The sequence below is a fragment of the Streptomyces sp. NPDC059499 genome (genome assembly GCF_042749285.1).
Classification (GTDB): Bacteria; Actinomycetota; Actinomycetes; order Streptomycetales; family Streptomycetaceae; genus Streptomyces.
In genome coordinates this window covers 282,190-305,030 of sequence record NZ_JBHYTT010000002.1, presented here as the reverse complement: position 1 = coordinate 305,030, position 22,841 = coordinate 282,190, and the positions used below count along the sequence as shown (strand labels likewise).

Below are 22,841 nucleotides of genomic sequence, written 5' to 3'. Positions count from 1 at the left end.
CGGTTCGGTGCCGTCCACCCCACCGTGCCACCACCGGCCGCACGCGACCTCGGGCGACCCTGAGGCGGCTGCCTCCCGGTACGTCAGCCCTCGTAGGAATCGGACCCGGTCAGATCCTCGGCGAGCCGCCAGCCGTCTCCCGCCGGTTCGAAGAGAAAGAGGTGGGAGCTCACGGAAGGCGTGGTCGGCTGTGCGTCCTTGCCGGACGGATCGGTCGCGTACGGCGTCGTGGACTCGTCGACCCACACCTTGGCCCGGGCACCCTGCATCTCGACGTCGGAGACGGCAGCCGTGGCAACGGCCTTGTCCCACACCTTGCCCGCCGGTGGCTCATGGCTCCGCCACTCCGCCGAGGCGCGGTCCGCGTCGCGCTGGAAGATTTTCAGAGCCGCCTCCTCGAGCGACTCGCGGTCCGCTGTCTCTACCCGTTCGTGCGTCACCAAGGTGACCGGCACGGCGGCGAGCAGTGCTGCCAACGCTGCCAGAGCCAGCTTGTGCTTCTTGTCCATGGCGCCCCACCCCGAGCTGCGGATTTCCCGTGAGAATAGCGGACAGTGCCAGGTCAGCCCTGGACTGAGGGTTTTCGCCATCGCTTCCAACTCCGCCTGGCGATGCCCCCTTGGTTCGCACGTGCAAGAAGGTCGGCGGCACACCTCGACCTGTCCGCGGGCCAGTGGGAACGGATGCCACGAAGAGCCGGTGGCCCCCGGCGGACATCCCCTGCCGGAGCACGCTTACTCTCCTCGGATGGACGACGCCACCTGCTTCTGCCTCCTCTGCGCCCCGACGGAATGGGGCGGACCCGTGTCGGAGGAACGCGACAGCCGCATAACCAAGAGTGTCGAAGACTTCGGCTGGCACGTCATGGGTGTGGCAGGCGATGACGCCCCCGGCGACTGGGGCTACTCCATCGGCCTGTGGCACACCCTGCGCAGTCCCGAGGTGAGCGTGTTCGGTCTGCCTTCGCAGACCGCGATGAGCGTGGTGAACGCCGCCGGTGCAGCGATACGGGACGGCGACCCGCTCGCGCCCGACCAGCGCAGGGGAGACGTGCTCAACGGCTACGACGTGGCCGTCCGGCCCGTGCATCCCAGCTGGTACTACGACTTCTTCGGCGCAGGCATCGACTTCTACCAGACCCCGCCGCTGCCCGTCACGCAGCTGTTCTGGCCGGACAGAGCCGGGCGGTTCCCTTGGGAAGAGGGAGCGGACGAGCGCTGCCGCACGGGGCAGCCCCTGCTCTGGATTCCCAAGGACGAGACCACCGGCCCGTGGACCGACATCACGTGAGGCCGGTGGAGGGCCCGGATGCGGCTCGCCGCTACGGCATGATCCATTCTGCCCAGCCGAAGGTGAACGTGTAGGCGGCGCGTGCGGCGTCCGCCCTCGGTGACCAGGCCGCCCCCCCCACGAAGACGCTTGCGACGATCGTGATCGCCAAGCCCACGTGGGTCACGGCCAGTTCTGCGCGGAACATTTCGTTGAGTATTTCTGCAGGGAGGGCGTAGTGCCGGTGTCTTTGCTGGGCATGCTGCTGCTCATCGGTCTGGCCACCGCGGCGGCGAGCATCGTGACCGTCGTACTGATGCTGAAGAACCCACCCCTGCACCTGGCCAGACTCTGTGCGATTCTCGTTCCGGTCTTCGGGTCCTCGGCGGCAGTCGCGTACTGCTGCGGCTGGTTCGCCGTCGCCTTGGGAGGGCCGTTCCCCGCACAGTGCGAAGACCGGAACACCTCCGGTGCCGAGCTGGTAAGCATCGTGCAGGGGTACTGGCCTCTTCGCAGCGCCTGCTTCTACTTGGACGGTGCGGTGGTCGAGCACATCCCCATGTCACTCAACGTGCTCGTCTGCCTGTCGGCAGGTCTCGCCGTCGTCCTGGCCTGTGCCGGTGCGGTCCTGCACCGGCGGACCCCTTCAGCCGCTACAGGAGTCCTCGGCAAACCTTGACCCCGCTCGGCCCCTACCGCGCTCCGGCCCTGAACCACCTGACAGCCACTACGGCGGCACCTGCGATGGCAACGACCGAGACGACTACACCGATGATGTCTCCGGGGCCCAGCAATCCGAACATCTGCGTCTCCTTCGCTGCCTGGCGGCAGTAGCCCGCGACACACGATCGTGGTCCGCGTGGAGACAAACATGGCAGCCGGTCCCCGCCTGTGGAAGCCAAAGCGCCAAGCCTTGAGGACCATCTGAGCTTGGCTCCTCTTCAGTGGAGAGATGCCGCCCCCTGCAGCGCTCCTCCACCCACCACTTACCGACCGACTCGCCTACGTCGACGCCGCCTTCGGGCAGTTTCCATGCCTTGTTGTCGGTCTTGTGGGCGAGGAGAACCTCACCGGTATCGTCACGCGCGGCGTCGGTGGCGAGGGGACGGTGCTGCCCGCCAGCTGAAATGGATGGCGCTGCGCGGAATACCGGTCATCGCGAACCGGCCGTCCGGGGGGCAGGTCAACCCGTGCACCGTCGGCGCCGCCCCACGTGCAGGCGATCCGGGCACGCTCTATTCGCTCGGGCCGCTCGCCCAAAGCGGCGAAGCAGCCGCGCTCCCTCTCGACTTGCTCGCTCGCACCGTCGGCGTTGTCACGCAGCCGGACACTCACCGCTCAACGGCCCGGCATCGACAGGGCCGTTGTCAGTGCCGGCCTTTAGGGTCTCAAACGCGCGGTCGGCTTCCGGGGGTTCCAGCTCTGAAAGGAATGGTTGCATCCCCGGCCTGTCTGGGGGCGGCCCGGAGAATCGTCCGGGACCTAACCGACGGTCGGGCTTTGTCGATGGCCAGCAGATCACCTGCCAGAGCCGGCCGCGCACATCCGTTCCGCATCGACCTGCGCCATGCGCAGCAGGCCGTCCGAGGCAGGGCGGCAGACCGAGTGACTGGCCCGGACGGGAATCGTGTCAGAAGTCCGGTCTAGGTTTGGCCCGTGAACCACAGCAGCTCCAGGACCGGGGTGCCCCGCGAGCCTGACGTGCCGTCCTACCGGGTAGTCCTGGCGGAGACCGATTGGGGTTCGCTCCAGACGGCTTTCGGGAACGGTGAGTGCCTTCCCGAAGTTCTGGCCCGGCTGCTGGAGCTTGATCCCAAGGTGCAGGTCACCGCATTGTCGGAGCTGGGTGAGCTGGTCAACCACCAGAACAGCATCTACGAAGCCACAGCCCCCGTCGCCATGTACGTCGCCGGCATCCTCACCCACCCGGCGGCCATGACCCTCCGGCCGTATCGCAGCATCCCTCTCCGCGCGACGCTGTTGAACTGGTTGGTTTCCACGGCCTACGACGCCTCCGACGAGATCGTTGCCCGCACGGCGCAGTACTTTCCCGACCTCCACACCCACGACACCACCACGGCGGCCTTCCGGGACCTGCGCCCGATGCTCTATCGAGCTGTTGCGCCCTTCCTGCAGGACGGCCAGGAGGACGTGCGCGAAGCCGCCCTCATCCTCGAGCTCATCCTCGCCGAACACCCCGCACTCGCCGGGCACCGCGATCACCTCGCCGTGCACGCGCGCCGCATGCTGGAAACCAGCAGCGACGGCCCTGACCGGCGCGTTGCCTGGAAGGCACTCGAAGCATGGGGCCACGACGTCTCCGACGTGGAACCCATCCTGGAGGAGCCCTGGGACTGGGGGCCACACAGCGATGGCCACGGTGATCTCGAACCCCCCTTCTGACCGATAGGCGCACGGCGCACCGGCCCACATCCCAGAACGGAGGGGACTCACGGGGATCGGGGGGCGCAGGGACTGACTACCCGACTCCGCGCAAGGCAGGGAACGAGCAGGTCACGACCTACATCGCCCTACGTGGCTCCTGAAGCGGTGATTTTCTGGCGACCAGTTGCGCCAACAAAGCCGCTGGGGGCGGCACGGGTGTGTGCGGCGCCGACAAGGCTGCCTTCTGATCCGTAGCGCTGGCCAGATCGGTCAGCGGTGGTCATTGCGGTCGCTTCTCGTCCCTGGAGGGTCGCTACCAGCCGGGGGCGGTTGCTGGGGTTGCGGTACGGCGCTGCTGTACCCCTAAGGCGACGCGGTGGTCTTGTTGCTCCGGCGATGCATCCCTCGGTAGATCACCCAGAGGCTGACCAGAACAAGCACCGCTCCGCCGATTGGCCAACCCATGGAGGCTCCATCGCGGTAGTCCCTGATGCCGATCGCCAGAAGGAAAACGGACAGGGGCAGCCCTGCCCAGTCGAGGGCTCTGTTCAATCTCTCGGGCATCGAAGGCTCGTTCACGACTTGATCCTGGCAGGCGCTTGTGTCAGCCACCAGATGCGAGCGCACTTCGAGCGCAGGACGTCGAACTGTGGCCTCATCCCTATCAGGCCAATCACGGGGTTTCTGGACCTCGCTCGAACTTCACCGTCCCTACGCCTTCCCGCCGCTGATGTTCGGCGCTGAGCGGCGCCATTCGGGCTTGTTGGTGTCAGCCGCGGATGTCAGTAATCGGCTGCCCTCAACACGCAGACGCCTGGTCATCTGACGGCGCGATCGCACTCGGCACGGTGGGCTAAAGTCCCTGGTCATGACACCCATAGAGACCGTGATCGAACTGGCGAGCCGTCGACGCGGCAGAGGATTCCACTACTACTATTTTGGCGGCTCCGGTTGGGTGGTGGGCTTCCTGTGTCTCGTCGTTGTCGTGGCGCTTGCGACCTGGTGGCAGACCACTAGGCGGAGTGATCGCATATGACTGGACTGCGCTGAACTCCTGTAGACACCCATCTGCGCTGGTGACTTACCTTCCGCACCAGAAGGCATCCTCTGGGCGTTCTCACGGGCGGTACGCACGAGGTCATCCAGCCCACTCGCAACCTCCTGCTGTCGCTCGAGATCCGAATGCTGATAGATCAGCGCCGCTTTCTCCGACGACTAGCTAGCGCTGACCGTCGTGTCGTTGAGTGGCCCCGGACCGGGTGGCCAGAGTGCCCACGAACAGAAGTCCGTCTGGTCCCGTCTCCGCGTACCGGTCGAGGTGACGCCGGATGGCGGTCCGGAGAAAGGCCGGCAGGACCACCACCCGCTTACCCGCCTCCGACTTGGTGTCGCCAGGAGCACGGCGACCGGTGGTCAGCTAGGGCGCGGCCATATTGACTCGGATAGTCATCTCGTCCAGGCCGACGTCCCTATGCCGGAGCCCGCTTGTTTCCCCGGCGGCATCGGACCGTACGCGCCGAGGTAGACCATCAGCCGCCAGCGGGGCCCGAGAGCGTCTGCAAGCGCGTCGACCCGGGCGACGGTAGCGATCTGACGTTCGGCGGACGACTCCCTCCCGGCGCCCCGGATGCGGCAGGGATTGCGACGGATCAACTCGTCATCGACCGCGGATTCCATGATGGCCTTGAGTAACTGGTAGGCCACGGTCGTGGCCGAGGCGGTGGGCGACAACCGCTCGCTTCGCCGGGTACGGACCCGGTGTGCGGTGATCTCGTCGAGATCCTGGTGCGGATCTGGTGCGAGACCCTTGAACTGGTCCAGACAACAAAGAAGCCCCCGGCCGACCGGGCCTGGGGCTTCTTCATGGAGCGGGTGACGAGAATCGAACTCGCGCTCTGAGCTTGGGAATCACCGGACCGTCACGGGAGGTGTTTACGCTGACCGGTGGAAACGGCTTCTGATGATCAAGCCTGGGGCTCCGCGCTTGACTGCTGGGCTCTGTCCTTTCTGGCACGGATGTGGCACGGGCTTCCATCCGCAGGGGGCCGCTTCCCTGAGTGCGTGATTCACGCCGCGTCTACCCTGATCGCGTAGCGTCTGGCTGGAGCCGCCCCTGCCGACGCCAGGCAGAATACGGACGCATGACACACCCCGCGGCGGACTGGTCGCAGCTCAGACATGCGTACGGGCCCGCAGGCGACATACCTGACCTCTTCGCCTGTCTCAACGGCGGCAAGGAGGACGAGAAGGTCTGGCACGACCTCTGGTCGGCGCTTTGCCACCAAGGCACTGTGTACGAGGCGAGTTACGCCGCCCTGCCAGCCCTTGCCGATATCGCGTCTGGTCGCGCGCCCGGCGAGCGGAAGCAGGCGGTACTCATGGGCGGCTTGATCGTCGCCGAAGCCGATGCGACGCTGCGTGGCCGTTACGCTTCCCAGATCACTGAGTTGATGTCTGTGATCCACACCTGCCTGACTGACGTCCCGGCCGACGAGCCGGAGACGTACGTGTACCTCGCGCAGTGCCTGCTCGCCTTCGAAGGTGTGCCGATCTGGTCTCAGCAGCTTGAACTGCTCCTTGAGGAGTTCGAGGTGGAGTGCTCTGAGTGCGAGGCGCTCACCTGCATTCTGCCGGGCGAGTACGCGGACCAGAGTGATGCCGAACTGCATCCGGCGAGCCCGGACGAGCTGACCGGCGTCGGCGACCGGATTTACAACATGGCGCGTGACGTCGGCCATGACCAAGTTGCTGCCTGGGTGACCCACCTCTTCGGGCATGCGACCTGCCCGGAGTGCGGAACAAGGTTCAGTATCCCGGTGTGTATTGCTGGCTAGCTGCACCCTTACACGATGGGTGCGCGCGGGGTAGGCGACCGAGCGGGCCGTGCTGGCCCATCCGCACTCGGACCTCGAGCGGCAGAGGGAGGTTGCGGCCGGCCTCCACCAGCTTGTACCGGCTCGGCGTGAAGCGGCGGATGACCAGGCATCGGGCACGGATGTGGCACGGGACGCTTGAACTGGTCCAGACAACAAAGAAGCCCCCGGCCGTCGGCCTGGGGCTTTTTCATGGAGTGGGTGACGAGAATCGAACTCGCGCTCTGAGCTTGGGAATCACCGATCTTTCCACCGCTCGCAGATCTCTGACCAGCGTGTATGGATGTCAGGGAGACTTCTGAGGCTCCCGTCGGCACCCGCCGTTGACCGTCGTTCCCCGCTCTGTCTGGCACGTGAGTGGCACGTGGCTGTGAAGCTGCCGACGGACCTCGTACGGTCGCTGCAAGGGCGGGACCGCCGCCGACTCTCATTGACGGAGACAGGGTGGGCGGGCCTGCAGCGGGGGCCGCCCACCCTGGCGGTCACCCGTTCGCGGCGATCTCGTTCACGATCCACCCACCGAGCTCTTCGGTCATGGTGGTGTGTCCCTCGCTCCGGTCGGCGCACACGAAGGCGTCGAGTGGGCTGCCGTCCGGGGAGATCGGCTGGTAGAGGGCCTCCGGGTCACTGATGTCACCGACGGCGACGGCGCTGATGCTGGGGATGAAGCAGGACGTGGTGATGACGTCCGCGTCCACGGTGTTGCCGAGAAGACCCATGAGCAGGCCGGCCAGGCCGAAGCTGCCGGTGTCGCCCGCAGGGGACGGCACGGTGAACAGGCCTCCGGGAGCACCGTCGATCTCGGGCAGTCCATTGGTGCGAACCGACACCGGCTCCCCGCCGGTCCTCTGCAGGCGGGCGACGACCTGCTCACCCTTTGCCTGGGTCTTGAGCCACGTGTCGTGCAGCGTGTCACCGTCACACCTCACCGCGGTCGCGCCGGCCTTGATGCCGTTGCCGGTACCGGTGCCCACGCCGTTGGCGACACCGATCTTGCGGGGGATCCGCGGCCATCCTCCGACCTCGTCGAGCGCCTCGAGGAACGCCACCCGCTCCGATGCCTGCTCCGGGGTGGCGTCGGCCTTCTCGATGTGCCACCGCGCCATCTGCTTTGCGGCGGGGCTGTTGAGCAGCCCGGAGAACTGGCGCAGGACGGGCCCGATGCCGGGGGTGTCTCCCCAGTTGTCCGTCGCGAAGTGCGTGAACGCCTGGATGGCGATGGGGAACCATGCGCCATGGTGGGGGGTGTCGTAGGAGAAGTAGAGGGACGTCTCGTGGTCGGGAAGGCTCGGGTCCTGCTCCATCTTCGCCAGGGCGTAGCGGGTGACCAGTCCACCCATGCTGAATCCGCCCACGGCGAGCCTCGACCGGCCCACCCGCTCGGCGAGGGCCCGGCGAATGCACTCGATCGCGGTTTCCGCGTTGTCCGTGATCGAGGCCGTCCGGTCGGTGTAGCCGAGGATGATCACGTCCCGGCCGGTCGCGTGGAGCTCGGAGATGAAGCGGTAGCCGCCGTTCTCCTCCAGGCCGTGCCAGAGCTGGTCGGGGTTGCTCGACCCGCTCGAGAAGCCATCGGAGAGGATGACGGGCCTGATGAGCTGCCTGCGGTTCAGCGGGCTGTAGTAGACCCAGGCCGTTCCGCCACCGAGGACCCATTCGTCATGCGGTTCCGGAGCGGAGGGAAACGAGGAGCGGGCTTCGGGGGCGACCGGGCCCCAGACGTCAACGACGGGTGCGGACATGATCAGTTGACTCCTATGTAAGTCACGCAGTCACAGAAGTGACTGGCTCTGCTCACGCAGTGCTACGAAGCGCGACTGTACGCCACATCGTTACGTACCGTGCATGGGCAACTACACCGAGTCAAAGATTGGCTTTTTCTGGTGCCTCTGAGGCTTTGCTCAGGCGACAGCGAGGCGGCGCTTGTTCAACGGCATTTGAGCGTCCGGTCTTTGGTCTGCGGGCCTCGAGTCCACCGCCCCCAACTCCCATCCCGTCTGCCGTCAACCCACACGCCGTGGAGTGGGCATAGGTGCTGGTGTCCCGACGACATGCTCATCAGCCACGGCGATACCGGTACCTACGCGGAGCGACCACAACGGCCCTCACTGCATCGCGGCAGCAACTGCTCCCCGCCCGCCCCTTCCCGGTGGTGCGGTCGCCTCACGCATCCGTCATCCGTGACGGCGGGGGTACGGCGCCCTGCGCTACTCAGGCCTGGCAGTCGGCCGACCGTGCGCAAAAGGTCACCCCGGTAGTGAAAGTTCTACCGCACGCGTGAGCTTGTGACGCTTGGTCGTGGTCTGTCGACTCACGCTCTCACCGTCCGGGTTCGCAAGGCAGCACCGGGGAGCGCGCCGTGGGCGACACCAAGTCGGAGGCAGGTAAGCGGTATGTCGTTCTGTCGGCCTTTCTGCATGTGGATCTGCGGAGGCATCTCGGCCGGTACGTGGAGAAGGACCCGGAGGGACGCTACCGTGCGGGAGGGTTACTAGGGTTGCGGTACCTGGCTGCTGTACCGCACGATCCGAACGGGGTGACCATGGACCGGCATGAGCTGGAATCGCTGTTGGTCGGTGATGACGAGGCGTCCGTGGCAGCTCTGGCCGCCCTCCGAGGCGGCGCCCCCTACTCAGTGGAAGAGGGGGTACAACCCACCGGTGCGCATGCCGGAGTCTTCAGTCGTCGACTTCAGCGTTTGCGGATGCGCGGAATCGAACCTCCTGGGCTGGAACGAGCAGTGCAGCTCATCAGAGAACACGGCCGGCCTGTGCGCACAATGCTGATCGATCCGGAGAATCGGACACGGTTCACCCTGCTGTTCCTCACCGAGGACGGCAGCGCACTCGTGGCCTGTGTCAGCTGGCCGCGGCCGCTGGTTGCCAGGAAGCCACCGCTTTAGGGATTCGATCGCCCCTCGGCACTGCCTGGGCGCAATACGGCCACGCCGGCCAGGTCGGACCGCTTAGGAGTGCTGACGTCCGCCGTCGTTGATGTCACTCGTGGATGTCAGAACGGCGCAACGGCATGTGCCCGCTGGCACGATGGTGTCGTGGTTGATCTGGAGCGCATCACAGCAGAGATCGTGGCGTACTACCGAGCACTCGATGAGGGCGCCACCCTGCGGCACCACTTCCACCACGCTGACGAGGAGGGCGGCTTCTGGGACATCGAGGCTGTGCCCGATCGCGGAGAACTGATCGTCATCAAGCAAGCCGAGCTCACCTCTGTCGGCCAACTCCACCGGTACAGCTGGGAGCACCTGGAGGACGAAGACGGCGGCCTGACAGACCAAGCGATCGATCCTGAAGCGGACCCACTGGAGGCCATCCCGGCGGAAGAGTTCCAGCGGATTTGGACTCGGTGAGCGCCTGCACAACTACTTCAGGAGCGTGGTGGGGCTATGGCGATTCTTTCGGATCACGAAAGTGCGACCTGCGGAAACGCGTCCTGTTGGCGTGACGGAGGGCTACCGAAGCACAACGAGCGGCCTACGGAGGTAGGTGCTTCCGGTCGGCTACGTTCCTGGGCCGGGCTGCCCCGTGTCATGGTGCTCGCGTGGACAGCCAGGTGAGATTCGATCCCAACCTCTATCAAGGGACGGCCGGGTACTACGAGCAGTATCGGCTTCCCTACCCCGACGCGATGATCGCCGACCTCGCACGCCGAGCCGCCCCCTCAGGGCGCGGGCGCCTGCTGGATCTGGCCTGCGGCACCGGCCAACTCGCCTTCCCCCTGCGCGACCGGTTCACGGACGTTTGGGCCGTAGACGCCGAACCGGGCATGACCGAGGTGGTCCGCGCCAAGGCAGACGCCGTCGGCGCAACCCACGTCCGGACCGTCACCGCCCGTGCCGAAGATCTGGATGCCGAGCCGGGCGGTTTCGAGCTGATCGTTATCGGCAATGCCTTTCACCGGCTGAACCGCTCCCTCGTGGCACAGCGCGCCTACACCTGGCTCGAGCCTGGCAGCTGCCTCGCGTTGTGCTGGTCATCCTCGCCATGGGTCGGACCTCGGGACTGGCAGCAGGCGCTCGACAGGCTGCTGCGCTCGTGGCAAGACACCCTCGGTGCGTCCGGTCGCGTCCCGGCCGGTTGGGATCGAGTACGGCAGCAGGACCCGGACCACGAAGTGCTGTCCCGTGCCGGGTTCGACGTCGCCGGACGCCACGAGTTTTCGGTCGAGTACCACTGGACGATTCCCGAACTCGCCGGCCATATCCGGTCTACCTCTTTCCTGCCGCCCTCGGTGCTCGCCGATCACGCCTCCGAGTTCGACGCCGACCTTATTGCCGAACTCGGCCGCCACACGGCCAACGACCGCCTCACCGAAACAGTTGACTTCGCCTACGAATTGGCTCGCGGGCCAGCTCCCGCGTGACAGTCAGGACATGCATGGGTCGCCGCGCTGAGGCGCTGCCCGGGTTCGTGGCTGACCATGCCTGTTCGCGCTGGCTGGTGTCAGTTGCTGATGTCAGCATCTGAGGCGGCCTTGGTGCCGGTTCGTGTTGCCGACCGAGTTCCGACGGCGTATCCAATGAGGTAGGCGCAGCCGATCAGGAAGACAACCCCAACTACCTGCCAGACCGTGTTCCCATCGATGAGCGCGCCTTTCGCGATGCGGCTCCCCGCAAAGATGAACGTCAACATCCCGACCCAGAACTGAGGCTTGCGCCATCTGGGTATGCCATCAGTCACCTTGCGTGCTCCGGGTGGCCTGGAGGGTCAGAGAGGGATGATGCGGACCTGGCTGCCGCAGAGCTTGGTCATGTCGTCGCTGTCGGAGGTCAGCAGGGCGACGGGTTTCGGCTGGCGGAGCGCGACCTCGGCGACCGTGGCGTCGATGGCGTACTTGTGCCCGTGCAGTCCGGCGCCCTTGAGGAGCTCAGCCGCCGCTTTCGCCGCCTGCTCGGTGACCGGCTCCACCTTGATGCGGGACAGGGCCCAGTTCAGGCGAGGCATGTTGGTACGGGAGTGGGTTACTTCCACGATGGTGTTCGCCCCGATCGCCAGGTCGGCTCCCATGTCGTGGAAGACCTGCAGCATCGCGAGGAGCTTGCGGTCCTGCGCGATCCAGGCGGAGAGTCCTTCTGAGTCCAGGACAACGGTTTCGATGCGCTCGCTCACACGGCGTCCGCGTCCTTGGAGGAGCCGGCGGCACCGAAGATCTTCGAACGGGCGTCGGCGAGTTCCTCGTCGCTGAAGGGTCCGTGTTCTTCCTCGTGGCGGCGAAGGTCATCGCCCAGCAGCTGGTGCCGAATCTGGCGGGCCACGGCTTCCGCCACGTAGCCGGAGACGTTGTCCGTGAGCTTGCGGAGCTCCGCCACCTGATCGCTGGGGAGCGTGACGGTGATGCGAGTCGTTGAGGACATACGGCAAGCATACTGGAGTATGCGCGAGAAGGCTTGGGTTTGCGGCACCGATCGTTCCGGTCAAGGCTTCGCGCTTCTTCGCCCCCAGGAGCAGGCCGAACTCCGCTGAAAGGACATCGATCTGGACAACCGCACCGTCGGTACCAGGAAGGCCGTGCCGGAGCCGACCACGGGCAGGCGCACTGAAGGGTCACCACGTCGGAAGCGGGCAGGCGGTTCGTCGTTCTGTTGGCCCTTCTACGGCTCGACCTTCGTCGGATCCTTGACTGGCACGCCGAGACCCGGTCCGGCCCCACGCTCAAGGACACGATGGTCCGCGCCGGGCAGCCGACCGGGCGGGCTGCGCTGATCTGTCAGCGCTCGGGCCTGGAGCGGCAGCGTGAGGTGGAGGTCGGCCTCGACCAGCTTGTGCGGGCTCGTTGTGAAACGGCGGATGACCGGGCATCTGGCACGGATACCGCCCAATGTCCGCTTCGCGCCATCGCCGCGTTTACCGCTGCTGACCGTGGTTGTCCGCCGCATATGGTGCGGAGGCAGGTGCGGCGTGGTGCGCGTTCCTGTGAGAAGGAAAACGCCTCCGGCGCCTGCGCGGCTTCGCCACCGGGCCGCGACATCCGGGGTGTTGAAGCCGTCTGTGACCGGACACCCCGGACGTTGCTGAATGAGACGGAAGCTGAGATGGCCCGAAGAGGGTCGGCCCGTCTCCTCCCTTGCCTCGACGCGGCGGAGCCGACGAGGAGACTTAGAAGATCAAGCTAAGTGACGCACGAGGAGTTGGCGCCTGTCAGTGACACATGTCTACCGCTCAGCGCTCTTCTACTGGGAGGTCGAAAACGGCCGCCCTGGTTCGAGGAGGTTCGTTCACTTGCACATCCACAAACGCACTGCCGTCGCAATGGCAGCGGCACTGATCGGCTCGCTGCCCCTGATCGGGGCGGGGGCAGCGACGGCCACAGCCCAGGAGACGAGCGTGGCGCTGCCCAGCGCCTCGTACCGGGACATCGTCGTCGACGGAGTGCACGACCGGGTGTTCGTCAGCGACCCGACAGGCGGCAGCATCGTCGTCACCGACTACTCGGGTGCGGTTGTCCAACAGATCACCGCCGAGGAGGGGGCCGCGGGCCTCGTGCTCTCGGCGGATTCCAGCAAGCTGTACGTGGCCCTGTCGACGGTCGGCGCGATCGCCGAGATCGACACCGCCACCCTCATCGAGACCAACCGCTACCCGACCGGCGCGGACACCTCGCCCCAGAGCCTGGCGATGGCGGGTGGCAAGCTGTGGTTCGGCTACACGGTCGAAAGCAACGGCGGCATAGGCTCGCTCGACGTGGCCTCTCCGGCTCCGGCGGCGACGCTCGTTCCGAGCGGTCGGTACTGGTACTACGCCCCGGCCCTGGCATCGTCCCCCGCCGACCCGAACGTCCTGGTGGCGGGCGAGGAGGGCGTCAGTCCGGCCTCCTTGGCGGTCTACGACACGGCGGCCGGCGGCCTGCAGAAGCTCACCGAGCGCTCTTTTATTTCGTCGCCGTCGATCTCGTACCTCAACGACTTCGCGGTGACGGCGGACGGCCAGAACGTCATCGTCGCGGCGAGTAACCCGTCCGACCACCAGGTCGTACGCCTGGCGGACCTGTCGTCGAGCGGCTCCTACTCGAGCTGGCAATTCCCCAGCGCGGTGGCCGTGGCGGCTGACGGAACAGTGGCGACGGGCGCAGACGGCGACTTCGTAAAGACCTACCGCCCGGGCTCCACCTGGCCGGCGTTCCGCGAGTACGTCGTGAACGACCTACAGCGCGACGGCCTCGCCTGGGCCCCGGACGAGAACCGTCTCTTCGCGATCACCGGCTTCTCCTACGGCAGTGCCCCCACGCTCCACGTCCTCCCGGACGCCGGCAGGCTGGACACCACCCTCAGCCTCCAGGCCCCCGCAACCTCCCACAGGGGCAAGGACCTGACCGTCACCGGACAGATGTCGGCAGCGGAGCCCTTCGCGGCCGGCTCTGCGGTGGAAGTGACGCGTACGGACGCGGAACACCCGACCGGCACTCCTGTCGGCACCTTCCCCGTCTCCACGGCGACGGGCGAGTTCACGTTCACGGAACGCCCGCGCGAGACGGGTGACATCACCTACACCGCTACCTACAGGGGCGACGGCCAGCACATGTCCGCAACGACCCAGGCGACGGTGACGATCACCAAGTAGCCATCCTGAGCACCCACCAAAGGCCCCGAACCAGCCAGGTCCGGGGCCTTTGACTTCAGTAGCTGTGTCATGCGACGCCCGGGTCCTGCCGGGCCGCCTATGGCGGCATGGACTTTCTGGGAGGAGCTCATGATCGCCCGTCACGACTGCCCCGTCACCGGCCCCGCATGACCACCCTGCTGCCGACCAGCCGGTCGTGCAGGCCCTGCTTCTTCGGGCTGAGGTTGGTCGCCGTCGCATGGGCGATCAAGAATACCGGGACCGTGTTCACCGCGAGGTTGCTCAGGTGGCGTACCAGGGCGGCGCCGTAGGAGAGCCGCCCGCCGTCGGAGTCCCGCACGACCTCCATATGAAGGAGCCGCTTGCCCACCGTGCCGCCCCACCGTGACACGCTCAGTGGCGAGTACAGCAGCAGGAAGGCGAGCGGCCACGCCGCGGCCGAGGGCAACCAGACGTCATCCACCGAGGCGGCCACGAGGATCCGGTCGAGGGCGATCAGCGGGCCGAGAGTGACAGCGACGGCGATCACCAGATCGATGAACACGGCCATGCCACGCCGCATGACGTCCCCCGAGGAGCCGGGCAGCGAACGGGATGAGACAACCATCCAGGGCATCGAAGAGCCGAGGTCGGAACCGAGGTCATCGCCCGGTGATATGCGTCCGATCATTGCTCATTCACACTTTCGATCTTGTAGCGTCCTTTGGGCCACGGACAGGGCGAACCGGCGCGGAGTGTATATCAGCCCCATCGCCACTGATCGCCCTGGTTCGGTGGCCGATCGGGCACGCGAAGGTCACTTCCGGCGGGTCAACTGCTTCAGCGTTCGGTAGCGCTCCATCAATGCGGTGAGCTCGGGAATCACAGTTCGTAGCGGGATAACTGTCGCTGTGAGCGAGGAGAGACCTCGTCGTTGCAGTTCCAGGCTGGCGGTTTCCCTCCGACGGCACCTCGACCTGCTGCGCGGGGAGCCTTCTGGTGCGGGACACTCTCAGCCAGCCATGTCCTCGACATGTTCTCCGAGCGCTCGGAGGCCGGGTCCTGGGACCCCGGCCTCCGAGCGCGTGCCCCTGTTTCGGGGCTACGGCGTCAGGTTCTCGCCGATGCGAATGCCTGTGGGTGCGCCCAGGGCGGTGGTGCCGTAGAAGACGCCCGAGCCGGTGACGATGCCGCTGGTGCTGCTGTTGTCCAGTTGGAGGATCGTGCCGTTGTTCGTGTCCTCCCCGTCGGCCCCGATGGCGAGGTCGGCCCGGCCGTAGCCGGACAGGTCGGTAAGCGAGACGGACGAGCCGAGTCGGTCGTTGGGCTCGGTGGTGCCCGGCACTCCGGTGGTGTCCTGGTGGTACGCGACCGAGCCGGCAGCCGTCGGGCCGGTGGCGGAGCCGCGCAGCAGGATGACCTGACCGGCGTTCGTCTGCGAGACGCCGCTGCGGGTGATGTCCTCGCCCGGAAGGCCGGTGAGGATGTCGTCGTATCCATCGAGGTTGACGTCGCCGATGGAGACGGAGGCCCCCATGTCGTCGCTGGTCTCGCCGGTGTCCGGGACGCCGGTGGTGTCCTGGCCGAACGTCTTACGGCCGGTCGAGGTCAGCCCGGTCGATGAGCCGAAGACGGCGGTGACCGCACCGCCCTTGAGGGTGTGGCCGGACTCCGTGGTGCTCGGCTGGCCGACGGCGAGGTCGGTGTAGCCGTCGCCGTTGAGGTCGCCTGCGGCGAGTGAGCGGCCGCCTCGCGCGTCCAGGACGCCGACACGCTGCAGCCCGGTCGCCGAGCCCTTGAGCCAGAGAAGGCGGCCGATGCCGCTCGGGTCGCGGAAGCTGACCGCGACGTCGGCATAGCCGTCCTTGTTGAAGTCGCCGGTCGCGGCGCTCGCGTAGCCGACGGCGCCGGTGTACGCCGAGGAGTTCAGGTATCCGGTCTTCGCCGCGCCGGACTTTCCGTCCCACGCCCACCAGCGGCCGGGCTTGCCCGGGGCGACCGAGAAGATGTCCGCGTTGCCGTCCGCGTTGAAGTCTCCCGCGGTGACCGTGGTGCCGAGCTTCTCGCCGGCGACGCGGGTGGCCTCGTTGGTCCAGTAGCTCTTGCCGCCGGCCAGGCCCGGGCCGTACAGCACCGACACCTGACCGGTGTCGGCGTGCGCCGCAGTGCCGTTCTCGCCCGGCACACCGATGACGAGGTCGGCGTAGCCGTCGCCGTTGACATCGGCCCAGGCGTTGTCGGAGCCGAAGAGGTCACCTGCCTCGGAGGAGCCGGGGACCCCGGTGCTGTTCTGGTTGAGGATCTTGCGGGCAGTTGAGCCGGGGCCACTGATGGTGCCGGGCAGGACCGTGACGCTGCCGTCGCTGCTCGCCTTCCGAGGCAGACCGGCGACCAAGTCATTGATTCCGTCCCGGTTGAAGTCCGAGGTCGGAATGGCGGAGTTACGGCCGGCTCCGGCCGCGAAGTCGCGGATCGCAGAGAGCTTGGCGTAGAGGTTCTTGCCCGGGCAGGCGGTGGCGAAGGCATCGCGGTGGCCGGAGATCACGCTCATGGTGGCCTGCTGGCCCTCGGTGTACTTGCCGGTGTCGCCCATGGAGGTGAGGGTCACCGAGCCCTTGGGGCTGCCGCCGTACTGGCCCAGCTTCCATGCTGCGACGCGGGCAGCGGACTGCAGCGCAGCGGTGGTCGGCCGGCCTGCGGGCTTGCCGGTGGCGGTGTCGCCCTCGAAGTCGCCGAGCAGTGCGATGCCGGTGGAGTAGCTGTTGAAGCCGTAAGTGTGCGCGCCCTTGACCGGGAGGTCGGCGCCGCCGGCGCGGCCCTCGAAGATCCGGCCGCACTTGTCGACGAGGAAGTTGTAACCGAGGTCGTTCCAGTCCTCCGTCTTGACGTGGTACGTCATGATGCCGCGGACCAGCGCGGCTGATTCGGCGCAGCTGTAGTTGTTCGAGCCGACTGTGTGGTGGATGTAGACGGCCTGGATCTTGTCGATGTACTCGGCCGGGTCTTCGACCATGGACTCGTCCGCGCCCCACTGGGCGCGGCTGATGACCGAAGGCCGCTTTACGGTCGACGGAGGCGCGGTCGGCTTGGTGGGAGTGGGTGACGGCGTGACGGTGTCCGTCGGGGTGGGCGATCCGCTCGGGGCGTCGGTTGCCGTGCTGCCGGGGGAGGGCGGTGGTACGGACTCGGCGGGCACCGCGGTCTCCGTCGGCGCCGGCTCGGTCGGCGTCACGGAGTCGTCGGTCGGCGTGACGGTGTCCGTCGGGGTCGCGCCCGGCGTCTCGTCCGCCACGAACGCAGCCTTGTCCATGACCGGGGCGGCCTGATTCCCAGACTCGGTGGCACTCACGCCCGGGTCGACCATGTGCAGTTTCAGGTTCTTGGGGAGCGCCTTGGCCGCCTTGACCCGTACCTGTACCGCGGTGGACGGGCCGACCCACAGTGGCTCGGAGGCTCCGCGCGTCGCGCCCTCGGAATCATCCGGGCCGTGCGAGTCCAGCTCCAGTGCCTGCCAGCCGGACCACTTGCCGGTTCCCGCCTCGCGAGTTCGCACCTGAGCCGTGCCCGCGACCTCGGCTGTGGCGCTGTCCCAGCCGATGCCGACCAGCGAGAACGGCTCGGTGTCTGTGGCCGGCAGCTCCCTTTCGTTGGCTCCGCCCTTGGCGAGCTCGAACGTCCGGACCTTCGCCGGACGCTTCTCGGGACCGGAAGGGCCCCGGTTCTCGGGGGGATTGGCTATGGCGACCGTCGCCACGCCGGCCCCTCCCAGGACGACAGCGCCCAGGGTCAGCCACACCCGGCGCTTGATGCTCAGTGTTCTGTACGCATGCGACGTACGCGGGCTCAATTGCCCCACCCCTCTGAAAGTTCATTTGCGGCGCACCCGTCACATGGGCGGCCTGCCGTATCCAGCGCATCCCGGCTGCGAAACGTCACAGGGCCTGCGGATCCGGAGCCACCCGGGTCATCCCTCACCTGCTGGTGGGCGAGGAGCTCGCCCGTGCAGGTGGCGCGGCCGTACTCACCGAATGCGGTCGCCCGTCGGACGGCGTTTCCGCAGAGCACGCAGTTGGCGTCGACATGGACTGGTTTGACCTTTACGACTTTCTGTCGGATGTGTTCCTTCGAGGTGTGGTGAGCGCGGCCCTTCTGGAGGGAGGGGAGAATGCGGACCTGCTGGGCAGGAGCTTCGATTTCGTGGAGATGCTCCTCCGGAACTCGAACGAATCTACTTTTTGACGTGAGGCCTCGTTCGGGGATTCGGATGCCCGATGGGTGCGTGTGGAGTCCGCTCGGCAAATGGTCAATCGCTTCGAAGAGGGCGGCCCCGAGGAGTCTGTGCAGCGCCTCTAATCCTTGTTCCAGTGACGTTTCTTCGCCTCCGAACGCAGAGATGAGGGGGCGGGTTCAACGGGGTGCCGGTACGGAGAGGGAAGTGTGGGGGCGTACGACGCGGAGCTCGGTGCTGCTGTTGAGCGAGCTCAGCAGGGGGACGAGGAAGGGTTCGCGATCGCGTATCGGCTGGTGCAGCCGGGCTTGATCGGCTATGTCCGGGGGCTGGTCGGCGACGACGCCGAGGACGTGGCGTCCGAGGCCTGGCTGGAGATCTCGCGCGACCTGGGTCGCTTCCGCGGCGACGGGGCGGGTTTCCGGGGTTGGACGGCGACGATCGCCCGTCACCGTGCTCTGGACCATCTGCGCAGGCAGAAACGGCGACCGCGCACCTCACTGCTGGAACAGGACATGCTGGAGATGCCGGGCCGGCACGACACGGCCGCCACTGCCCTCGAGAAGCTCTCCACGGAGCAGGCTCTCGAACTGATCGGCAACTTGCCGCGCGATCAGGCGGAAGCCGTACTGCTGCGCGTGGTCGTCGGGCTCGACGGTCCGGCGAGCGCACGGGTGCTGGGCAAGCGCCCCGGGGCCGTTCGCACCGCGGCATACCGGGGACTAAAGGGACTGGCGGGGCAATTCACCCGGGCTGGAGCACGCGGTGTGACGCCTGGGGCACAGCGCACGCTGAAGGATGAGACATGAACCCCGAATGGGAAGATCCCCATCCTCCTGAGCTGGAGGCGCTGCTCGACGCGGCGAGCCGCCCCGGCGCCCTCAGCCAAGCTGCAGAGGAGAAGGCGCTCCGTGCTTTCCGCACGGCGCATGAGGAAGGTGCGCACTCGGAGCCGCTGCGGTGGCGGCGCAGACGGGACGACTGGCGGCCTGCCGCTGAACGTCGCTGGGCACGGTCGCTCAAGGCGCTGCTGGCGGGCGTCGTCACAGCGGCGGCGCTCGGCGGGGTCGCGGTGGCGGCGGGCGACGGTGCCATCTCGTTGCCGTTCGGCGGTGGCGCGGAGCCGAAGCCCGGGCAGAACGCGCCCACGGTACCTGGCGCGGGCGAGGAATCGGCTGGTGACGGGCTCGGGGGGCGGGCACCACAGCGTTCATCGAGGCCCTCCCCGTCGGTCTCGCACGGGTCCCCGACGGAGCGCCCGGGCACAGCGCAGGACACCGTCGCCCACTGCCGCGTCTACCTGGCGGCAGTAGAGGGGCGGGGCAATGAGTCCAGGGACGCGGCGACAAGCCGGCTTGAGGAGGCGGCGGGCAACCGGAAGGCCGTACCGGCATACTGCGAGCAGTTGTTGGCGGGCGAGCAGCAGGGGAAGACCGGAGTGAACCCGGCGGAGAAGAGTCCGGATCATCCCGGAAAACCAGGGGTAAAGGACGTACCGGTACCGGTCGGCCCAGGCGCGGCGCGAGACTCCAGAACGGGGTGACGCGCCTCGGGTTGCGGATCAAGGAATGCAGAAGGATGCCTGCCAGGTGGGTGGCCTGACGCGGCGGGGTGCGGCCGTGCTGACTCCGCATAGCGCGGCGGGACAGAAACCCCTGACCTCAGGCGCGGGGAGGGCTGGGCCTGGCCGCCGGGCCCAGCGCTATCAGAGCTGCGTATGCCGAGACGGCGGCGAGCAGTTCGAGGGAGTGCGGCGCCGCCCCGGCCGCACCGCTCGGCCAATAAATAAGCCCCCGGCCGCAGGCCTGGGGCTTCGTGGAGCGGGTGACGAGAATCGAACTCGCGCTCTGAGCTTGGGAATCACAGGCAGCGTCATGCCAGCTCACCAGCTGACCAGCAGCGATGTGCCCGTCGGGCTAGTCGGGGAGACTGTTGCGGTCGCCGCTGTTGACCACAGTTCGCTGTGCCAACTGGTGCGCATCTGGTGCGAGCCTTCTGTGGCTACTGGCTCCTCGGTCACGTGTCATCGTGCCGTGATCGACGTGGCTGCTCCAAGATCAAGGCGCATGAGGGTTCGGAGCTCGGCCACCGCAGCATCGAACCTGGCCTCTATCTCTATGTAGGCCGTGTCGTCGAGCGCTGAACCTTCCACGAGCAGGTCCCGCGTATCCCTCAGTACCACGAACGCTGATCGTGCGGCTTCCACAACCTCCGGTGGTGCGACGATGGCCAACTGATGGCGAATCTCGTACGCACCAGGGGCCAGGAACAGTTCACGTACCCTCAGAGGCCTCTCGTCAGCCGGGATGTCCACCTGCGCGCACTCGTTGAGTGCCGTTCGGATCCGTGAGAGCGCGGCGGTGTAGTCGGCGTACAGCTGCCTCCGTACATCGAGGTTCTGGCCGGCGCGCTCCCTGCGCCACCTGACTCGATCAGCGAGCAAGGTGGAGCCCACCCCGATTGCCGCGCCAAGTGCCGTGCTGGCCAGCGATATCCACTCCATGACAGGAGAGGTTAGAACCTCCGCCTGTTCGCCGCACGGCTGTTGCGACTACGACTGAAATCAGTGCAGTAACGGAGCTTGGGAATCACTGATCTTCCAGACATGCTTGGGTCTCTGGCCAGCGCAAACGAGCGCCAGAGTGATCCCTGAGGCTCCTTGCAGCCCTCCTTGTCGACCGCTGCTGACCGCCCTGTCTGGCACGCATCTGGCATGGACCTTGTGCGACCAGGCCACCACCGCGCCTCGCTAGGGAATGATTAGGGGTGCGTACCAGCGTACAATCTCGAATCTTCCTGATGGTGCGGCCCGACTGGAAACCGCCCAGCCGCAGGGTTGCGGATGAAATGCATCTGCGCTAAATGTCGAACAGTTTTCGAATTTGAACGAGTTCTGAGTCGACTGATGGAAGTCGGCTGCCCCGCCGAACTGGACACCGTAGAAGCTCACAGTCTGCGAATTCGGCGGTCCCGTGAAACTCGTCTCTCTCTCGAAAACCGTCTCCCTAAAGGAGGCTCCGGCGAGCACTAGGCTGTTGGAAAATCGAGCTGTACCGGCAAACCTAACCTTGCGAAATGAAACACCATAGTCGAACCTGCATTCCGCGAAACTCGCAATTCGATGAAAGGTGACATTGCGGATTCGAAGTCTTCCTTCGAAGTGGGATCCGCCAAAACGGGCCTCCTTTTCAAATGACGTTTCCGCAATGGTCAGAGTGCCTCCAAATCTAGTTTCACCGAAACGGACCTTTTCGCCAAAGGTCGCTCTCATGAATTGAACATCTGTCAAGAAGTGCGTTTTGGAGAATATCGCCCCCTCGAGGAACGTAGTGTCATCGAAGATGGATCGATCATAGAAATTAGCCAATGTGAAGTTCACTTGATCAGTGAAGGAGGATTTGTCGAATCTAGCACCTCGATCGAAGCTTGCCTCGGTGAAGTTACATGACCTACCGAAATTTGCGTCGTCGAATCGCGCTTGCCCGGAAAATACCGCCCCCATGAAATCTGTGAATCCGTAGAATCTCGCCCCCCTGAAATTTGAATCACCAGACGATTGGGAGCCTGTGAAGCGAGTGGTGCCAACAAACCGTGCGTGTGCAAATACGGCACTCCCCCACTCGCAATTTGCTAGATTGAGCGTCACTAGAGTGGCGCCGGTCAGATCTAGTCGGAGATCGTTCCAAAATTCACTTCGACCTTTAGAGTGATGCGACAGGTGGCGCTTTAAAATGCCCTGCGCGGTAGTCCTAACCTGAATTTCTTGACGCTCTTCATCGGCATGAAGGGCATCCTGGAGCACATAGGGAGTGATATTGCTGAGATCCACCGATGAGGGAATCGGGAAAGGCATGCGCAAATACGCGCAGATTACGTCAGCGATGGTTTGCCTGTGGCTAGGGTTCGCTTGGGCCAGTCTTTCGAGTGCAAGGATTCCTCCGATTCGAACTGCAGCCTTATCGCTTCCGAGTTGATCTACTGCCTTTCCGTAAAGGTCGGTGATTCTCCTTTCCGTAGCATCCATCATTTCATTTTCGGAAACTTCTTCCTGGTGGGCTTGAGATCTCTCTCCGAGCCATTGTCTGCGCGCGGCTAGGAGTAGAGCCATTGCACCCCCGGCCCCTGCGCCCACGCTGAGTCCAGTTCGAATGGCACTGATCTTAACGGCGGCGACTTTGGCCTCGTCTGAGTTTTGGGCAGCAGTTGTCGCTACTAGTAGCCAAGTCGTTGCGGCGGTAATGCAACACGCAACCAAGAAAGAGGATATGACTACTCGCCAAGAGAGGGCTTTGAGCGGCGCTCGCGGTGGCGCGGGTTGCTGAGTATCGGGTGCCTCCACCAGCTGAGTATGGCGCCCGCGGGAGGATCGCGTCCGGCGTTTGTGTAGTCAGATGAGTTAGGGGTAGTTCGGTGTACTGCTTGTAGGCGCGTCGGGCTTTCCTGCCACGTGACGACTTCTAGCTCCCATCCCGTCCGCCTTCGACCCACACATCGTGGAGCGGGCGTGGTTCAGGGCGTCAAGGTGGAGCGCGC

22 protein-coding genes and 1 pseudogene are annotated in these 22,841 nt (G+C 66.0%); 12 read left to right on the top strand and 11 right to left on the bottom strand.

Annotated features, from left to right (window positions below; translation table 11 throughout):
* Window positions 1-83: 83 nt before the first annotated feature.
* The gene (locus tag ACFW9O_RS06755; RefSeq protein WP_384605903.1) at window positions 84-509 is read right to left on the bottom strand and encodes a hypothetical protein; all 426 of its coding nucleotides are present in this window, start codon (window positions 507-509) and stop codon (window positions 84-86) included.
* Window positions 510-747: 238 nt separating this feature from the next.
* On the opposite strand from ACFW9O_RS06755, the gene ACFW9O_RS06750 reads away from it, so the two are divergent.
* On the top strand, window positions 748-1,290 hold the full coding sequence (locus ACFW9O_RS06750; RefSeq protein ID WP_384605901.1) for a DUF4262 domain-containing protein: 543 nt from the start codon (window positions 748-750) through the stop codon (window positions 1,288-1,290).
* A 31-nt stretch (window positions 1,291-1,321) separates the two neighbouring features.
* Here ACFW9O_RS06750 and ACFW9O_RS06745 read toward each other — a convergent pair whose 3' ends face one another.
* Window positions 1,322-1,477, bottom strand: a complete 156-nt coding sequence (locus ACFW9O_RS06745) for a hypothetical protein (protein ID WP_384605900.1) — start codon at window positions 1,475-1,477, stop codon at window positions 1,322-1,324.
* 30 nt (window positions 1,478-1,507) lie between these two features.
* On the opposite strand from ACFW9O_RS06745, the gene ACFW9O_RS06740 reads away from it, so the two are divergent.
* Together ACFW9O_RS06740 and ACFW9O_RS06735 are read left to right on the top strand one after the other, a co-directional pair.
* A complete protein-coding gene (locus tag ACFW9O_RS06740; protein ID WP_384605897.1) occupies window positions 1,508-1,948 on the top strand; it encodes a hypothetical protein in 441 nt (146 codons plus the stop codon).
* Window positions 1,949-2,925: 977 nt separating this feature from the next.
* The gene (locus tag ACFW9O_RS06735; protein ID WP_384605894.1) at window positions 2,926-3,672 is read left to right on the top strand and encodes a hypothetical protein; all 747 of its coding nucleotides are present in this window, start codon (window positions 2,926-2,928) and stop codon (window positions 3,670-3,672) included.
* Window positions 3,673-4,740: 1,068 nt separating this feature from the next.
* Here the strand turns inward: ACFW9O_RS06735 and ACFW9O_RS06730 are convergent.
* Window positions 4,741-5,436: pseudogene (locus ACFW9O_RS06730) on the bottom strand (site-specific integrase); the annotation flags it as partial.
* Here ACFW9O_RS06730 and ACFW9O_RS06725 point away from each other — a divergent pair.
* Both ACFW9O_RS06725 and ACFW9O_RS06720 read left to right on the top strand, forming a co-directional pair.
* A complete protein-coding gene (locus ACFW9O_RS06725; protein WP_351166057.1) occupies window positions 5,413-5,553 on the top strand; it encodes a hypothetical protein in 141 nt (46 codons plus the stop codon). The pseudogene ACFW9O_RS06730 and the gene ACFW9O_RS06725 overlap by 24 nt on opposite strands.
* Before the next feature lie 242 nt (window positions 5,554-5,795).
* Window positions 5,796-6,488, top strand: a complete 693-nt coding sequence (locus ACFW9O_RS06720; protein ID WP_384605891.1) for a hypothetical protein — start codon at window positions 5,796-5,798, stop codon at window positions 6,486-6,488.
* 521 nt (window positions 6,489-7,009) lie between these two features.
* Here the strand turns inward: ACFW9O_RS06720 and ACFW9O_RS06715 are convergent.
* Complete coding sequence (locus tag ACFW9O_RS06715) at window positions 7,010-8,269, bottom strand: esterase/lipase family protein (protein ID WP_384605888.1); 1,260 nt, start codon at window positions 8,267-8,269, stop codon at window positions 7,010-7,012.
* Window positions 8,270-8,886: 617 nt separating this feature from the next.
* Between ACFW9O_RS06715 and ACFW9O_RS06710 the strand changes: the two genes are divergently transcribed.
* The 3 genes from ACFW9O_RS06710 to ACFW9O_RS06700 all read left to right on the top strand — a co-directional run bounded on the left by ACFW9O_RS06710 (window position 8,887) and on the right by ACFW9O_RS06700 (window position 10,907).
* Window positions 8,887-9,429, top strand: a complete 543-nt coding sequence (locus tag ACFW9O_RS06710) for a hypothetical protein (RefSeq protein ID WP_384605886.1) — start codon at window positions 8,887-8,889, stop codon at window positions 9,427-9,429.
* A 150-nt stretch (window positions 9,430-9,579) separates the two neighbouring features.
* Window positions 9,580-9,894 carry a hypothetical protein gene (locus ACFW9O_RS06705; RefSeq protein WP_384605883.1) on the top strand — a complete coding sequence of 105 codons (315 nt, stop codon included), beginning with the start codon at window positions 9,580-9,582 and terminating at the stop codon, window positions 9,892-9,894.
* 191 nt (window positions 9,895-10,085) lie between these two features.
* Window positions 10,086-10,907 (top strand): class I SAM-dependent methyltransferase, encoded by an 822-nt coding sequence (locus tag ACFW9O_RS06700; protein ID WP_384605881.1) that lies wholly within the window; start codon window positions 10,086-10,088, stop codon window positions 10,905-10,907.
* An 80-nt stretch (window positions 10,908-10,987) separates the two neighbouring features.
* Here the strand turns inward: ACFW9O_RS06700 and ACFW9O_RS06695 are convergent, their stop codons facing one another.
* The 3 genes from ACFW9O_RS06695 to ACFW9O_RS06685 are packed head-to-tail and all read right to left on the bottom strand — an operon-like array spanning window position 10,988 to window position 11,898.
* Window positions 10,988-11,224, bottom strand: a complete 237-nt coding sequence (locus tag ACFW9O_RS06695; RefSeq protein WP_384605880.1) for a hypothetical protein — start codon at window positions 11,222-11,224, stop codon at window positions 10,988-10,990.
* Window positions 11,225-11,251: 27 nt separating this feature from the next.
* The gene (locus tag ACFW9O_RS06690) at window positions 11,252-11,653 is read right to left on the bottom strand and encodes a DNA-binding protein (protein ID WP_384605878.1); all 402 of its coding nucleotides are present in this window, start codon (window positions 11,651-11,653) and stop codon (window positions 11,252-11,254) included.
* Entirely contained in the window at window positions 11,650-11,898 is a 249-nt protein-coding gene (locus ACFW9O_RS06685; protein ID WP_384605876.1) for a hypothetical protein, read from the bottom strand. Before ACFW9O_RS06685 ends, ACFW9O_RS06690 begins: the two co-directional genes overlap by 4 nt.
* An 895-nt stretch (window positions 11,899-12,793) precedes the next feature.
* Between ACFW9O_RS06685 and ACFW9O_RS06680 the strand changes: the two genes are divergently transcribed.
* On the top strand, window positions 12,794-14,101 hold the full coding sequence (locus ACFW9O_RS06680) for a YncE family protein (RefSeq protein ID WP_384605873.1): 1,308 nt from the start codon (window positions 12,794-12,796) through the stop codon (window positions 14,099-14,101).
* A 154-nt stretch (window positions 14,102-14,255) separates the two neighbouring features.
* Here ACFW9O_RS06680 and ACFW9O_RS06675 read toward each other — a convergent pair whose 3' ends face one another.
* Both ACFW9O_RS06675 and ACFW9O_RS06670 read right to left on the bottom strand, forming a co-directional pair.
* Entirely contained in the window at window positions 14,256-14,708 is a 453-nt protein-coding gene (locus ACFW9O_RS06675; protein ID WP_384605870.1) for an RDD family protein, read from the bottom strand.
* A 474-nt stretch (window positions 14,709-15,182) separates the two neighbouring features.
* Window positions 15,183-17,936 (bottom strand): FG-GAP-like repeat-containing protein, encoded by a 2,754-nt coding sequence (locus tag ACFW9O_RS06670; protein ID WP_384605868.1) that lies wholly within the window; start codon window positions 17,934-17,936, stop codon window positions 15,183-15,185.
* Window positions 17,937-18,061: 125 nt separating this feature from the next.
* Here ACFW9O_RS06670 and ACFW9O_RS06665 point away from each other — a divergent pair, with 125 nt between their 5' ends.
* The 3 genes from ACFW9O_RS06665 to ACFW9O_RS06655 all read left to right on the top strand — a co-directional run bounded on the left by ACFW9O_RS06665 (window position 18,062) and on the right by ACFW9O_RS06655 (window position 19,851).
* Window positions 18,062-18,319, top strand: coding sequence for a hypothetical protein (locus ACFW9O_RS06665; RefSeq protein ID WP_384605865.1), 258 nt, complete (start codon window positions 18,062-18,064; stop codon window positions 18,317-18,319).
* Window positions 18,320-18,517: 198 nt separating this feature from the next.
* On the top strand, window positions 18,518-19,117 hold the full coding sequence (locus ACFW9O_RS06660) for an RNA polymerase sigma factor (protein WP_384605863.1): 600 nt from the start codon (window positions 18,518-18,520) through the stop codon (window positions 19,115-19,117).
* Window positions 19,114-19,851 carry a hypothetical protein gene (locus ACFW9O_RS06655; protein WP_384605861.1) on the top strand — a complete coding sequence of 246 codons (738 nt, stop codon included), beginning with the start codon at window positions 19,114-19,116 and terminating at the stop codon, window positions 19,849-19,851. The genes ACFW9O_RS06660 and ACFW9O_RS06655 overlap by 4 nt, the downstream gene beginning before the upstream one ends.
* 480 nt (window positions 19,852-20,331) lie before the next feature.
* Here ACFW9O_RS06655 and ACFW9O_RS06650 read toward each other — a convergent pair whose 3' ends face one another.
* Entirely contained in the window at window positions 20,332-20,811 is a 480-nt protein-coding gene (locus ACFW9O_RS06650; RefSeq protein ID WP_384605858.1) for a hypothetical protein, read from the bottom strand.
* Between the two features lie 246 nt (window positions 20,812-21,057).
* Entirely contained in the window at window positions 21,058-22,332 is a 1,275-nt protein-coding gene (locus tag ACFW9O_RS06645) for a pentapeptide repeat-containing protein (protein ID WP_384605856.1), read from the bottom strand.
* Window positions 22,333-22,841: the final 509 nt, after the last annotated feature.